This is a genomic window from Pseudoalteromonas sp. S558, assembly GCF_005886635.1.
In the GTDB taxonomy this organism is placed as follows: domain Bacteria; phylum Pseudomonadota; class Gammaproteobacteria; order Enterobacterales; family Alteromonadaceae; genus Pseudoalteromonas; species Pseudoalteromonas aliena.
In genome coordinates, this window is sequence record NZ_PNDU01000148.1 from 1 (window position 1) to 13,293 (window position 13,293).

13 protein-coding genes and 5 pseudogenes are annotated in these 13,293 nt (G+C 34.8%); 1 reads left to right on the forward strand and 17 read right to left on the reverse strand.

Annotation, left to right across the window (positions count from 1 at the left end):
• Nucleotides 1–132 precede the first annotated feature (132 nt).
• The 4 genes from CWB66_RS11535 to CWB66_RS11550 form a co-directional block, all read right to left on the reverse strand.
• Nucleotides 133–585 carry an FxLYD domain-containing protein gene (locus CWB66_RS11535; protein ID WP_138585483.1) on the reverse strand — a complete coding sequence of 151 codons (453 nt, stop codon included), beginning with the start codon at nucleotides 583–585 and terminating at the stop codon, nucleotides 133–135.
• 19 nt (nucleotides 586–604) lie between these two features.
• The gene (locus CWB66_RS11540; protein ID WP_138585484.1) at nucleotides 605–1,180 is read right to left on the reverse strand and encodes a hypothetical protein; all 576 of its coding nucleotides are present in this window, start codon (nucleotides 1,178–1,180) and stop codon (nucleotides 605–607) included.
• 133 nt (nucleotides 1,181–1,313) lie between these two features.
• A complete protein-coding gene (locus CWB66_RS11545) occupies nucleotides 1,314–1,607 on the reverse strand; it encodes a hypothetical protein (RefSeq protein WP_138585485.1) in 294 nt (97 codons plus the stop codon).
• 164 nt (nucleotides 1,608–1,771) lie between these two features.
• The gene (locus CWB66_RS11550; protein ID WP_138585486.1) at nucleotides 1,772–2,320 is read right to left on the reverse strand and encodes a hypothetical protein; all 549 of its coding nucleotides are present in this window, start codon (nucleotides 2,318–2,320) and stop codon (nucleotides 1,772–1,774) included.
• Between the two features lie 155 nt (nucleotides 2,321–2,475).
• Here CWB66_RS11550 and CWB66_RS23185 point away from each other — a divergent pair.
• Nucleotides 2,476–2,945: pseudogene (locus CWB66_RS23185) on the forward strand (transposase); the annotation flags it as partial.
• 38 nt (nucleotides 2,946–2,983) lie between these two features.
• Here the strand turns inward: CWB66_RS23185 and CWB66_RS11560 are convergent.
• The 13 genes and pseudogenes from CWB66_RS11560 to CWB66_RS11615 form a co-directional block, all read right to left on the reverse strand.
• Entirely contained in the window at nucleotides 2,984–3,484 is a 501-nt protein-coding gene (locus CWB66_RS11560; RefSeq protein WP_252371746.1) for a P-loop nucleotide/nucleoside kinase family protein, read from the reverse strand.
• 216 nt (nucleotides 3,485–3,700) lie between these two features.
• A pseudogene (locus CWB66_RS23190) lies at nucleotides 3,701–3,981 on the reverse strand (transposase); the annotation flags it as partial.
• A 492-nt stretch (nucleotides 3,982–4,473) separates the two neighbouring features.
• Nucleotides 4,474–5,289 (reverse strand): hypothetical protein, encoded by an 816-nt coding sequence (locus CWB66_RS11570; RefSeq protein ID WP_138585487.1) that lies wholly within the window; start codon nucleotides 5,287–5,289, stop codon nucleotides 4,474–4,476.
• Between the two features lie 187 nt (nucleotides 5,290–5,476).
• A pseudogene (locus tag CWB66_RS23195) lies at nucleotides 5,477–5,817 on the reverse strand (hypothetical protein); the annotation flags it as partial.
• Between the two features lie 477 nt (nucleotides 5,818–6,294).
• Nucleotides 6,295–6,684 (reverse strand): hypothetical protein, encoded by a 390-nt coding sequence (locus CWB66_RS11580; RefSeq protein WP_138585488.1) that lies wholly within the window; start codon nucleotides 6,682–6,684, stop codon nucleotides 6,295–6,297.
• Nucleotides 6,681–7,319, reverse strand: coding sequence for a peptidoglycan recognition protein family protein (locus tag CWB66_RS11585; protein WP_212747818.1), 639 nt, complete (start codon nucleotides 7,317–7,319; stop codon nucleotides 6,681–6,683). The genes CWB66_RS11580 and CWB66_RS11585 overlap by 4 nt, the downstream gene beginning before the upstream one ends.
• 261 nt (nucleotides 7,320–7,580) lie before the next feature.
• Nucleotides 7,581–7,846 (reverse strand): annotated as a pseudogene (locus CWB66_RS23200) (hypothetical protein); the annotation flags it as partial.
• 154 nt (nucleotides 7,847–8,000) lie between these two features.
• Complete coding sequence (locus tag CWB66_RS11590) at nucleotides 8,001–8,822, reverse strand: hypothetical protein (protein ID WP_138585489.1); 822 nt, start codon at nucleotides 8,820–8,822, stop codon at nucleotides 8,001–8,003.
• Between the two features lie 2 nt (nucleotides 8,823–8,824).
• Nucleotides 8,825–9,388: a hypothetical protein gene (locus CWB66_RS11595; protein ID WP_138585490.1), complete on the reverse strand. Its 564-nt coding sequence runs from the start codon at nucleotides 9,386–9,388 to the stop codon at nucleotides 8,825–8,827.
• On the reverse strand, nucleotides 9,381–10,217 hold the full coding sequence (locus CWB66_RS11600; protein ID WP_138585491.1) for a hypothetical protein: 837 nt from the start codon (nucleotides 10,215–10,217) through the stop codon (nucleotides 9,381–9,383). The genes CWB66_RS11595 and CWB66_RS11600 overlap by 8 nt, the downstream gene beginning before the upstream one ends.
• Nucleotides 10,218–10,467: 250 nt before the next feature.
• A pseudogene (locus CWB66_RS23205) lies at nucleotides 10,468–10,748 on the reverse strand (hypothetical protein); the annotation flags it as partial.
• A gap of 752 nt (nucleotides 10,749–11,500) precedes the next feature.
• Entirely contained in the window at nucleotides 11,501–11,746 is a 246-nt protein-coding gene (locus CWB66_RS11610) for a hypothetical protein (protein WP_138585492.1), read from the reverse strand.
• A 139-nt stretch (nucleotides 11,747–11,885) separates the two neighbouring features.
• Nucleotides 11,886–12,212 carry a hypothetical protein gene (locus CWB66_RS11615; RefSeq protein ID WP_138585493.1) on the reverse strand — a complete coding sequence of 109 codons (327 nt, stop codon included), beginning with the start codon at nucleotides 12,210–12,212 and terminating at the stop codon, nucleotides 11,886–11,888.
• Nucleotides 12,213–13,293 lie beyond the last annotated feature (1,081 nt).

Genomic DNA, 13,293 nt, shown 5'->3' on the forward strand with positions numbered 1-13,293 from the left:
GAAAATAAATTTAAATATCACGATTATTCAATACGTTGGTAAATCTCTTAACCAAAGTTCAGGTTAAATAAACTCTTCTAAGCAGATTGGATTCAACAAATCCCATTAGGTATATTTTTAATAAACTAAGCGCTAAAGCCATTTAATTTTTAGCTTTGCAGAGTGAACTCTACTTACTTGCGGCCGTAATAAATTGCAATTTATGTCAATATAACTTATCGCATTTGGCGCTAATGAAAGGTCATTACTTTGGCCTATGCAATTACCAATAAATTTACCATTTTTGTCGAATGTTGATGCAACAACAGCCCCCGTATAGATACTTTCGTTAGTAACATTTTGTAACTCTGCCGTTATTCTTACTTTACCATTATCTTTAAAAACCTCAGATAGAGTGAGTCTATAGCTACCACTAAAATCAGACGTTGTTTCAAGTGCTTTATTAGACACCAACTGTTTAAACCCACTGTTCACCTCAGCCGCTATTGTTAAAGCGTATACACTTAAACCACCAAGCAAAGCAATGACAAATCCTATCCCCCAAAAAAAACCTTTTATTGATTCGTTAAAGTTACTGCTGCTCATTTAAACTCCTTTTTATTTGCTACCATTGTATTTCGTTAATAATGTATCCAAAATAGCTTTTTTCACCAACTAAATTTACGCTTTTATTTTTCAGTGTTAGTAACTCATTTTTATTTAAGTACCACCTTATTGAATGCTCTTCATGAGTAACTAAATCTGAAAACGTTAGCTTTACGCACTGTGGTTCGTAGTCGCTACTACATGTATCTGTTTTAATTAGCAAATACTCTTGCGACCACGGCTCACCAAAGTGGTAATGAGCCCAAAGCTGTATTGGTACAGCACTTAGTGCCCAAAAATAAAAATAAATTAAAATAGGCGTAAACAGAAAAGTAAAACAGGTGATTAACTTTCCCTCTTCGCTAAATTGATATTTGAGTGATTCACGTACTTTTTTACTAGTTTTATAACGAACAAAAAATATGATCACAGCCAGTATTGTTAACGCTACCAGTACCCTGCTTATTAAAAAATTATAATATGCGTTAGGAATAAATGCAGGGTCTATGCTCTCAAACCATCCATAAAATATAATGGGTAAAAACATCAACAATAATCCGATGATAAGAAATAAATAGCCACGCGTTTGAGTCATAATAGGTATACCTAAGCTTTTACTGAAATAGTTAAAAATTTGTATTACTGTATTTATAATTATATTTATTATTTTTACTGTAATAGCTTGATTACAAATAGTAATACAACCATTGAATATGAGGCACTAATTTTTATTTTATTAGAGCTTGAGCTAACTTTTGAATCGATTTGGTTATCTCTGCCATACTTATAGCACCATAGCCAAAGCGAATATGCATAGGAGCTTTTTGATTAACAGCAACAGCGGTAATAGCAGCAAAGCAAAAGAACTGTTTTACCAACAGTGTGACTTTAGAATTTATTGTTAAATCGGGTTTAGCTGCTGCCGTTAAATCGGGAATTTCACTGCAAGGTGTGGGCGTGGGCGACCCTAGAAAGCCGCTTTTACCTTTATCTGTATCAGAGCAGGCACGACTTAAAGGCATGTTATTAAATTTAGATGCTCTTTGTTAAATGACTCTTAGGGGTTATGCTTTCTACATATGCAAAAGCATAACCCCATCAATACAATCGTAAAAAACAAACTGACTCTAAGAACATTTAGAGTCCAGCCTAAGGCTTTGCTGTACCGCTGTTAAAACAAACCTGCTTACTTCCAACTTATTATACTTTCGAAGCCCTCACAATTTTGTACAACATCAGAAGCGTTTGAAATAAATACTTGCTGTGTTTTAGAAACTGGATAGCTAAGGTACTCAGAACATTGGGCGCTTTGACCATTACCCACTACGACCTTAGTGCCTGGTTTCAATGTACATTTCACCAGCTTATCAAGCGGCGACCATTGATAACAAATTTCATAGTTTTCTCTATATTTAGCCGTACTACCTGTTGGAAGCTGAAAAGACCACCACTGACCAAGCTGACTACGAGGGTTTGTGCTATTCCATGCTCGATACACTGTTACTTCATGCGTACTTTGGTAGACTGCTCCTTGGCATAACCGACCCTTTAATGGCTCCCCGATTGCCTGAGAAAGAAGGTCTGGATCTTGAACTAGTACGAATTTATTACCTAATTCACCCGTGATTTCTGTACTACCTAAACATGCTCGCGGGGACACTTGCACTGCTACCTCAGGCTTATTAGCACACCCCTGAATAGCAACGATTAGTGCACCGATTAAAATCCTTTTCATATTATTCACCTATGTTTAATGTAAAATTATTAGCGATATATAGTCGTTTCCGCGCGGTTTTTAGTATCTGCTTTTCGTTGAAGTAAAGCCAAAACCCATTAACTTGCTCAATATCCAAGCAGTTTAAACTGACACAGGTAAACATAGCATATATTAAACAACATAAAGATCGCGCTATTTTTGATAGCTTACTTTGTGCAGGGCCACAATCACCTTACCACTACATAGCGCCTCGATTATTAGCTGCAATAGGGTCAAATCGTGACCGTTATAAATGCGCTGCTGACATACAAAAATACGCAGGCATTGCCAATGTTACCGAACGCAATGGTAAGAAAGAATAAATACACTGGCGATACTCGTGCACTAAATTTTTAAGAAAAACATTAGTGGAATGGGCAGGATTATCTATTCGTTTTCGTTTTGGGCTAAAGTGTATTGTGAGCAACAGAAAGCCAAGGGGAAGCCGCACAACAGCATTATTAGAACACTGGCATTTAAGTGGATACGAATCCTATTTAGGTGCTGGAAAACACATACGCCCTACGATGAATCAACTTACTTAACTGCATTGAAAAGTAAGGGATCACCGTTGTTAAAATTTGCGGTGGAAAGTGAGCTTTAGCGCTTGCTGTCCACCTCAGGGCGTGTTGTTATGTGCATTTATACACCCAGCCTTTCAATAAGCTTTTGAATTGATCGCTCAGGTGATTCACCAGCAGTATCAATTGAGATTATCTCCGAATCCCAAGAGTGAAATTCTCTTGATTTTACACTTTCCCAAGATGGTAAAGCCAAACCTTTCACAGGAGCATCACGGCTCTCTACTCTACTTTTATGCTCAATTTTATTAGAACAACTAATTTCTATATTAACGTATTTTGCACCAGAATTAATAGCTGTTTGCTCCCATTCAACTCTAGATTCAGGGACAGTGTTACATGAGTCGCCAACCACATTTAGCCCTTGTATTAAATTATCTGAAGCCAGCCTATAAGCTATTTGATAACCTTCAGCATAAACCTCTAAACTACAGATATCCTTTAGGGATTGCTCAATAGTATCAACTCGTAAATACGACGCACCGAGGTATTTACTTAAAAGTGCCGCTAAAGTACTTTTCCCAGTCCCCGGCAATCCTGAAAAGATATAAAGTGTTGCCATACTAGATTTGCACCTAACGAGCATGTAGATTAACTCGTTTTTAAATTTGTTTTTATTGATAAACAAACCATAACTGAGTTCCTATTTTGGTTCAATTGATTACTGTGTTTTTACGCAGAATATTAAAAAGTGTTTAGTGTGGGTTTTATTCGCGTTTTGGAAGGAGTTACGGGTGTTTCAGTGGCTTTATTTTGGCTTAAAAGGGATTACCTCTCTTCAATGCATCGCGTTTTGCCGTTTTTCTATATTATGAACAAGGTAATACAGTTGCCGCAGCGTAAGCTAAAGGCATTCACTTTCGCTTGTCCCCGTAAGGTCAATTTATTCATGCCTTTGTTGACGGTAATATTGCGTTTTTTATTTAAAGGAAAGCAGGCTCTATACAGCCAAGTTGTTTGCCATTCTTTAATAAACAGCTGCCGTCGCCCTATTGGGCTGTCTATTTTTACTTTCATCTTATCAACATAGCTCAGCTTTTTACGTGATTCATTACTTATAACAATGCTCTCATCATACTGTTTTTGTTAGCTTTTTTCGTAACAATTCGGATGGGTGTCATCCTAGTTAGTATTCATCCTAGTTAGTAGCTTTTTACGTGATCCATTATTTATAACAACGCACTCATCATACTGTTTTTGTAGGCTTTTTTCGCAATAATTAGGATGGGTGTCATCCTAATTTGGTTCCTTTTTCAACAGCTTGAACTTTAAATTCTTGTGTAAATCGACGTCTCATTTTATCTGCCTCTATTAAAAGTTAGAAGCGACAACTATCCTGACACAGGGCCCTTGTAGAAGCTCAAAAACAAAAGAAATTAACATTGCGCTAGGTAATGACTATTTAGCGTCACAAGGTTTAGTGTCATTGAGAGATATTTGGATCGGTATTCATTACGGGAGATGAACCGCCCATTGCGGACCCGCATGATGGGTGGTGTGGGGGCTGGAGGTTAGAGACCTCCGGCTACCCGATTATAAGCCGAAGACGACTTAAACATTAAGCATTTCTTTACGGTAAAATAGCACAGTTAAAACAAGAAAAATAAAGTAGCTAATTACATCTTTGTAACCAGTTAAATTAGTTACCTTTTGGTTGTAACTCTGTGCACATTGTAGATATATAGAATGAAGTCTATCGAAGTTCATCATAAATTGGTTAATTTCAAGTAAAGCTTCCGTATTATCTTTTCTTACTGATAAATATGGGTCTTCCATTAATTTCACAGTGATATCCAATCTTTCAATTGCTCCCTCAACACTGAAATCACCATTTTTGTCTTTTTCTGGGGGGACCTCTAAAATTCGCTTGTGAATACTTAAAATAGCTTTAGGCCTTCCATTAATTTTCTTAATTAAAGGTGTGTACTTTTTAACAAGGAGGTTGAAGGTATCTTGACTACCATCTATCAGCAAACATTGATCTGAGCTTGTGTACTTCCTAGCTATTTCTATATTTTCTGACATTTTGTCGATTGACATTAAGATAGGTTTTGAAATTATTATTTTATAAAGTTCCAGCATTTGACTGTGATACTTGCGTAAAACAGTCATATAGGAATCATCAATTGTTTTTTTACCAGTCTGGGTACTTAGTTCTGATATTAAATTTTTATCATGCATATATAAATTCATTTCACGTAAGCTTGAATCTGCTTCACTTTTAGGTTGATAAAATTCAATATCCTTGTCCATCATTGGTTTGGGAATATCAAAAAATATTTTATCTACAGCGAAATGAACGATAGTGAGGATAGCGATCCAAATAAATATCTTAATAAGTTTTATTTTTTTTGTTTTATTATTCATAAATACTCAAACGTGTCAGTAAAACTTAAAGGCTTATAACGAGCCTGTAGATTAACTCGTTTTTTATTTGTTTTTATTGATAAACAAACCATAGCTGAGTTCCTATTTTGGTTCAATCTATTACTGTACTTTTACGCAGCATATCAAGAAGTGTTTGATATTGTTTTAATTGGCGTTTTGGAAAGGATTACATGTGTCTGAGTGGCTTATTTGAGGTTAAAAGGACTTCCCCCCCTCTCAATGGCATCGTGTTTTGCAGTTTTTCTATATTATGAACAAGGCAATACAGTTGCCGCAGCGTAAGCTAAAGGCATTCACTTTCGTTTGACCCCGTAAAGTCAATTTATTCACGCCTTTGTTCACTGTAATATTGCGCTTTTTATTTAAAGGAAAGCAAGCTCAAAACAGCCGAGTCGTTTGCCATTCTATAATAAACAGCTGTCGTAGCCCCATCGGGCTGTCTATTTTTACTTTCATTTTATCGATATAGCTCAGCTTTTTGCGTGATTTATTATTTTTGATTTTCACTTAAAACATTGCTTTAATTGATTATTTTTGTAACAGTTAGAATGAGTGTTATCCTAACTGTTAATAACCAACAAGGTTTAACCTGATTATATGCCTACAGACCTAAGTCACCTGCCTTGATTAGACGCTCAATACGCGTACACCTGACTTGATAACTGCGTTAGGCACATGAATCTAACTGGATCACAATGATGAAACCAGCCGCCTTGAATAGTGCCATGATTAGGTTAATCGATGAATGTCTAGTGCCCCAGCAAGCCCAAAAGGATATGGGGAAAACCTGGCTGCGATGAGATCGCAATAAGAAATTACGGCGAAACACACCCTATATGTGTTTGCCGTAAGCTATTTACTTAACAGCCGCATCAACAGACGAAGTAAACGAATTCGTTTATTGATAAAAACAGTCAAATAAAATACTAGTGTCTATTGACAGAGTTAAGGCTCATATATGTTTGTTGTTACCCTCCAAACGTTTCAGCACAGGTTTGAAAAACTGCTACAGCAATTAGTATTTTTGCAAATGAAGTTTTTTAGAACCCATCCTTTGTCATCGTAAATATACCCAGTCCCCCCAGCAAACACCTCATATGAATAGATCTCCTTATTCATGGTTAATTCCCCTGAATATTTACAAGGCATAATAATTGACTCTCCATGAGCTTCTTCATTACTGACTTCCTCCGCTGTTTGGAAGTACAAAGTAATTTCGCTTTTTGTCAATTGGAAGCTATCACAAACCTTAGATCCCTGCTTGGTGATATCGACAACTTTTTCTGTAGTCAATATTTGAATTTTTTTTTCATGATTAAAGGCACAAGATGTAATAAAAAAAGCAGCGCCTAGACAAATGACATTTTTTATCATGGAGCAACCCCAACTTTTAAATATTGAAGCAACTGGATTCCTTCTGCTTTCTTTTTCCTAGCAATTACACCATGTGCGTAAACATCTTTATTTAAATTTAAAGAGAACTCCTTTAATAATATATCCACTAACAACTTCAATGATTGAAACTGTTCGTTTGTTGGTCGTTCAAAGATATTTGTAGCTTTGTTAAACCGACCTACAACCTCAATTCCTAATGAATCATTATTTGAAGGATAACGAAGAGGATAAGCTTTTCCTAACTCATGCCTAGATACATTTTTTACTCTTTTGGAAAATGAAAATCCTTTCTGATGAAGCAAACTATTAACCGTTTTTAATTCTTTAGGGTCACATGATTTTTCGTCGGCACACCGAGAATATAAGATACCAACATGCCAACAGAGTTTTTCTAAACTAGCTGTTTGGTATATTGTTCCATCATTAGCAATTAAAAAATGAGCTCCAGTTTTTTGCCCTGAAGCATAACCATTCAGGGATGAAATAGCACTCGAACCTGCAGTTCGATGAAGCACTATAGATGTTACGTTGTTAATATTCCCATGTTCAATAGAGTTGTATCGCTTGGCCGTTATACGCCCATCTACGATTATTCCATTTGTAACTGTTGTCATTAAAGTTCCTTTTAAATTGTGTTTACAAAATATCAAATTTACCTGTTAGCTTGAAAACAAACTAACGAGTCTGTAGATTAACTCGTTTTTTATTTGTTTTTATTAATAAACAAACCATAGCTGAGTTCCTATTTTGGTTCAATCTATTACTGTACTTTTACGCAGCATATCAAGAAGTGTTTGATATTGTTTTAATTGGCGTTTTGGAGAGTATTACATGTGTCTGAGTGGCTTATTTGAGGGTAAAAGGGCTTCACCTTCTTAATGCACCGTGTTTTGCAGCTTTTCTATATTATGAACAAGGTAATACAGTTGCCGCAGCGTAAGCTAAAGGCATTCACTTTCGCTTGCCCCCGTAAGGTCAATTTATTCATGCCTTTGTTGACGGTAATATTGCGCTTTTTATTTAAAGGAAAGCAAGCTCTATACAGCCAAGTTGTTTGCCATTCTTTAATAAACAGCTATCGTCGTCCGATTGGGCTGTCTATTTTTACTTTCACTTTGTCTACATAGCGCAGGTTTTTGCGTAACTAATTATTTATAATTTTCACTTAACACATTGCTTTAATTGATGATTCAAGTGAAATTTAGAATGGGTGTCATCCTAACTGTTTATTTTGTCCTTGTTGATTTTCTTGTTAGGCTTTCGAAGTTGACATCAAAATAGAATACTTAATCAAATTAAATAGCTTCAGAATAAAGAGTCTTAAACTTCAAGTACTCATTAATATACTGCCTGTTTTTAATAATGTTTTCGCCTTCATCATTTATCTCCAGATAATATTTTGAAAGTTCATCCATACGATTTACAACAGTAAGCCAATGACGATGACGCCTAGACATAGTAAAAGGGTCCCATGCGAGACAATCAAGTTTCTCAAATAAAGGATGTGAGCTCTTATATCTCTCTAATATATATTGCAATAGAGAATTACCACCATAAAAGTGTGCATGCTCGATATATCTAGAAATGAAACTTAAGTTAATGACATCACATTCATTCACCCGTAATAATTTTTCAAAGTTATCAGCCAGCGTCGTGTACATCACTTTGCTTTTATCAATAATTCTTAAAGAAAGCTTCTCCATCAGACCATTTTTAATGATTAAAGAAGTTTCTTCTTCATCTAGAGAGTACTCTGTTAAATATAAAAAAATATCAGAATCATCAGCGATGTTAACTATTTTATCTAACATCCTAAATTCAATTGCTAAGGCAATACCAAATACTCTAGTTGCATTTTCATTAAGGTATTTTTCAACACAATCTTTATCAAAAGAATGGGACACAATTTTCACAGTGATTTTTGCTTCTTTTTGTTCATTTTCTTTAAATACGTTTACCATTTCTTCAATAGTAGGCAACCCCTTAGGTTCAGTATTGTAAATCAACTTATAAGCATCAAATACGTCATATTTTGAAATATATTTTCGTGTTTTAAGAAGCCAGGACACATCATTCATATCTTTTGTACGAGGAACTACAGGTAAAGAGATTTGCATAATTAAACCTTTAAAAAATCAATTTCATTTGATACCAAGTTGCCATAGTACGTTTCTATATTGTTAAGCATGAATTTATCCGATACCTCTAGGATTCCGATGTAATCACCAAACCTTTGAGCAATAGACCCTCCAATACAGAAAACTTTTACCATTGCAGATTCATTCCAATATATATAATATCTATCATGCATAGGTTCTTTCGAATGTATTAATTTAATATTCCCAAATAATCCATTTTTTACTAGATATTCTTTTCGTTCAATTATCTTTGTTTTTCTATCATTTTTATCATCATTACTTGCCGAGTTGAATTTTGATACAATTTCCAAATTTATATTGCTGCTCCCCCCAAATAATGAAGTGAGATTATCTAAATCTAAAGGTAAAATATATGGATCTATTACGGATATTTTCTCTACTGTTATTGAGCTGTTTATACTGCTTTTAAATAGACTTATAGCATATTCAAAAGGAGTATCACTTAGAACTTGTGGAATACATGAATTGGATTTACTTACTAATAAAGTACGTCTATCTTTTATCTTTTCTCTTAAGCTAGACACTAGTTTTCATCTCACTATATTTAGAAACCTTTGAACCATTGTCTAGAGTCACACTATCCCCAATTACTCTACCATTAATGTGTATGTTCCTTAAAAAACCGTGCCTACTGTTATAAATAACCTCCCCATGATTAAGTATTTTTATTTCAAGTTCATCGGGACTTTCTTCAAAGTCAATCGTAATTTCGTTATTTGCAATTTTACCTTCTGTTATTGCTGGTTCTTTACCTTCACAATATCCAGTTAAAACATAACTAGCCTGAGTGTAAGCAGTAAATTCATCATAGAATTTTACGATTAACTTTGTTGGTAAACGGTTCTCTCTTGGTGCTGGTTTATCAATGAATCGGCAATTCACAACAATACGTGTAGGTTCGTAATAAGTGTATGAATTTATTAATTCAGGGCGTTTTAAAAGATCCAGTTCAAATCTTGTTTTTATTTCTTCCAATAAATATTTATGTTCATCGACCCAAGATAAGTAGGTTTTGCTATCTAATTCTCTGCCAACAAACATATTCAATTTACAGCATCGATCAATAAGAGGGTTAAACACGGCTTCATCAGAACGCTGGGTAACAAAGTCATCGTAGCTATTTTCATAGTGAAGTAAAATCCCGTCACCAATCTTGATAATTTTCTGTTGGTCGATAATCGAATCCAATCGAGTGTTAGACACAATAAATCTAGCCTTAAACTTTTTCTTAAGACGGATTGTTACATCAGATTGTTTAACTGAATCAAACTCACCACAGCACCAGTAGATACATTCCCCATAAATGATCTTATTATTACGGTCATAAATCAGAAAGTATTTGTAACTATTCATAAATATCCTATAAATTTGAATGCGGTGAGATTTACAGACCTAAAAGCCTAACGAGCCTGTAGATTAACTCGTTTTTTTTATTTATTTTTATTGATAAACAAACCATAGCTGAGTTCCTATTTTGGTTCAATCGATTACTGTATTTTATGCAGAATATAAAGTGGGAGTTTGGTGTTGTTTTAATTGACGTTTTGGAAGGTATTACGGATGTTTTAGTGGCTTTATTGAGGTTAATAGGCTTTACCCATTCTTAATGCATCGTGTTTTGTAGCTTTTCTATATTATGAACAAGGCAATACAGTTGCCGCAGCGTAAACTAAAGGCATTCAATTTCGTTTGTCCGCGTAAGGTCAATTTGTTTATCCCTTTATTTACTGTAATATTCCGCTTTTCATTTAAAGTAAAGCAGGCTCTAAACAGCCGAGTCGTTTGCCATTTTTTAATAAACAGCTGTCGTCGCCCTATTGGGCTGTCTATTTTTACTTTCATTTTATCGATATAGCTCAGCTTTTTACGTGATTCATTACTTATAACAATGCTCTCATCATACTGTTTTTGTTAGCTTTTTTCGTAACAATTCGGATGGGTGTCATCCTAGTTAGTATTCATCCTAGTTAGTAGCTTTTTACGTGATTCATTATTTATAACAACGCACTCATCATACTGTTTTTGTAGGCTTTTTTCGCAATAATTAGGATGGGTGTCATCCTAATTTGGTTCCGCCGCTAATTAGAGTTGCTTCGATACGAACAACGGATTTCATTAGTTGATCTAGAGGGTGCATTTCTTTCTCCTGCTAACGATCGCGTTATTGGGCAACGTCTTTTTGTTGTCCCGATCAACGCCTTGTTACCTGTATGTTCTATAACATACGGTTTAGTTTTCATTAACCAATTCTGTTAATTTGAAATCAGCTTTTTAATGAATAGCGTTAAAGGCAAAAGAAAATAGATCGGCGGCGAGAACGAACATCTAGTAATAGCGCGAAGGCGTCCGCATCAACAAAAGGATTTTGTTATGCAGCGCCTTCGCGCTATTAGTAAGAACAGTACGAAAAAATCGTCTCGTCAACCTCATTATTCTCTTTGCATTCTCTTTTCAAACTAAACTATTAGCCTATAATTTAATCAGCTTACTTTTACTTAAGTAACTCTGCAAAGTTTTGGCTTTTACGCCAGGTAACGCTTACATAAGCGGAAAAATATAGTTGGCTATAATGTTTGAGGAACGAAAAACAGCCAACTGTAATTTTTCCGTTTGATGTTCTTGTTATATGCGGTTGATTAACAAGGTTCTATTTCACTAAACCACTCTTCAACACTCCAGTCATTCGTATTTTGACTAGTTCTAACTTGCACTGTTTGACCTTGAAAGCTTAATGCTTTTTCAAATACAGCCATTGCAGATTCTTTATATGTGAAAATACTCATTTTAAGTGATTTACCATCACTATTTTCAATAACAACATACTTATCAGTTTTACTAACATCGGCAAGTGTACCGAATGAATTCCATACAAAATTATTCATAAAAATATCCTTATAAAATACTAAAGTTTGATTAATAGGTTGAGCATATAACGCCTAATTAACAGGCAAAAAATTGTTGGCTAAAATTAGCGACGCAGGAGCAAAAGCCAACTGTTTTTTGTCCTTATTAATTAGCTTGTTATGTGTTTTTACTCTGTTCTTGTTTGATGATTTTAAGCAGTAAATCAATTCTGCGGTTTGTCTTTTTACTTTCAGCGGTAACCATGCCTTGAACAAAAGATGAGGCAATGAAAATAACGCACATTATTTGAAATAACTCACTCTCGATTGTAAAGAAACTATTTGCAAGTAGAAGCAAGCCAAATGGCGCAATAATAGAAAGAAAATCTTTAAGCCCCCAATCATTTGAACCAAGCTTATCAAATTCTTCTTTATATTTTTGAAGCTCAGAAATACGTTCTAACTCTATTTTAGCTTCTACCATTTTTACGTCACCATTATCCATTGAAAACACCATACTCCTGAAACACATAACAATTTTATAGTGCGCTCGTCGCGCATATTTCTGCCAACGATGCGCTCATGTATTTTATAAATCATTTTTATCAAATAACTTAATACATTGCTATATATAATTTTTTATTAGCACTCAAACTATTAATAAAAGAGAAAATGCGCTCGTCGCTCATTTTCTTGAATATGGGAGCAGCACAACTACACTGTATATAAAAACAGTACCATTATTGGTGGTAATATGAAAACGCGTTCCCCCTTTTTAAATTATATTACTGATTATATGTTGGTAGGTTGGTATTCATTACGTACAGTGGATATGTCTCTGAGATGGATTGCACCTTAATATCCATTTTCATAATAAGCGACATCCCGCCTCAATGAGAGACAACAAAGTCGAGCGCTATTTATACCAATTTGCAATAATACTTGATCAATTTGAGGGCTTAAACCTGACGCTAACTGTGTTAAAAATTTCTGATATAGAACAACTAAATAACGAAATTTTTGCCTTGTTATCAACAAGGTTTTCTTACCTCAAAATAGCTCACTTAATTAATCAGATTGGTATTAGAACATTGAGTGCTAAAAAAATATTGCACCACGTACACAAGTTTCGGTGCTCAATTAATTATGTTGACCCATCCTAATCACCCTTTGCAAGTGGCACTAAAATAAATCACTTATTTGATGCAATTAGTATTAAGGACGTTAATTTAAAAAGAATATATTTATGAAGAATATTAAATAAGATTTTAGCTATATCACCCAAATGTTGTTTGAAGTATAAGTTGGCATAAGAACATATGCTTTTACTGAGCTACAGCGTCGTAATTGAAGTATAACTTGGCATAATATTGAAGCATATAATGGCATAAAGTTACCAATTACAGGCTTTATGAGGCCAACCCCATAAAAAATACTGCCAAGTTTAGTTTACTGCTATGTGCCATGAGCAGACAGTGGTAACGCCGCATTAAGCGGACAAAAATAGTGGGTTAAAATGTGTAGCGAAGCGAAACGTAACCCACTGTTTTTGTTCCGTTTAAATGCCTTGTGTACGCCCGACATGG

Excerpts from the sequence above, each read along its gene's own strand:
- CWB66_RS11545 (WP_138585485.1), bottom strand. The coding sequence starts at position 1,607 with ATGCCTTTAAGTCGTGCCTGCTCTGATACAGATAAAGGTAAAAGCGGC.
- CWB66_RS11610 (WP_138585492.1), bottom strand. The coding sequence starts at position 11,746 with ATGAATAATTTTGTATGGAATTCATTCGGTACACTTGCCGATGTTAGT.
- CWB66_RS11570 (WP_138585487.1), bottom strand. The coding sequence starts at position 5,289 with ATGAATAATAAAACAAAAAAAATAAAACTTATTAAGATATTTATTTGG.
- CWB66_RS11535 (WP_138585483.1), bottom strand. The coding sequence starts at position 585 with ATGAGCAGCAGTAACTTTAACGAATCAATAAAAGGTTTTTTTTGGGGG.
- CWB66_RS11550 (WP_138585486.1), bottom strand. The coding sequence starts at position 2,320 with ATGAAAAGGATTTTAATCGGTGCACTAATCGTTGCTATTCAGGGGTGT.
- CWB66_RS11585 (WP_212747818.1), bottom strand. The coding sequence starts at position 7,319 with ATGACAACAGTTACAAATGGAATAATCGTAGATGGGCGTATAACGGCC.
- CWB66_RS11540 (WP_138585484.1), bottom strand. The coding sequence starts at position 1,180 with ATGACTCAAACGCGTGGCTATTTATTTCTTATCATCGGATTATTGTTG.
- CWB66_RS11580 (WP_138585488.1), bottom strand. The coding sequence starts at position 6,684 with ATGATAAAAAATGTCATTTGTCTAGGCGCTGCTTTTTTTATTACATCT.
- CWB66_RS11600 (WP_138585491.1), bottom strand. The coding sequence starts at position 10,217 with ATGAATAGTTACAAATACTTTCTGATTTATGACCGTAATAATAAGATC.
- CWB66_RS11615 (WP_138585493.1), bottom strand. The coding sequence starts at position 12,212 with ATGGATAATGGTGACGTAAAAATGGTAGAAGCTAAAATAGAGTTAGAA.
- CWB66_RS11560 (WP_252371746.1), bottom strand. The coding sequence starts at position 3,484 with ATGGCAACACTTTATATCTTTTCAGGATTGCCGGGGACTGGGAAAAGT.
- CWB66_RS11590 (WP_138585489.1), bottom strand. The coding sequence starts at position 8,822 with ATGCAAATCTCTTTACCTGTAGTTCCTCGTACAAAAGATATGAATGAT.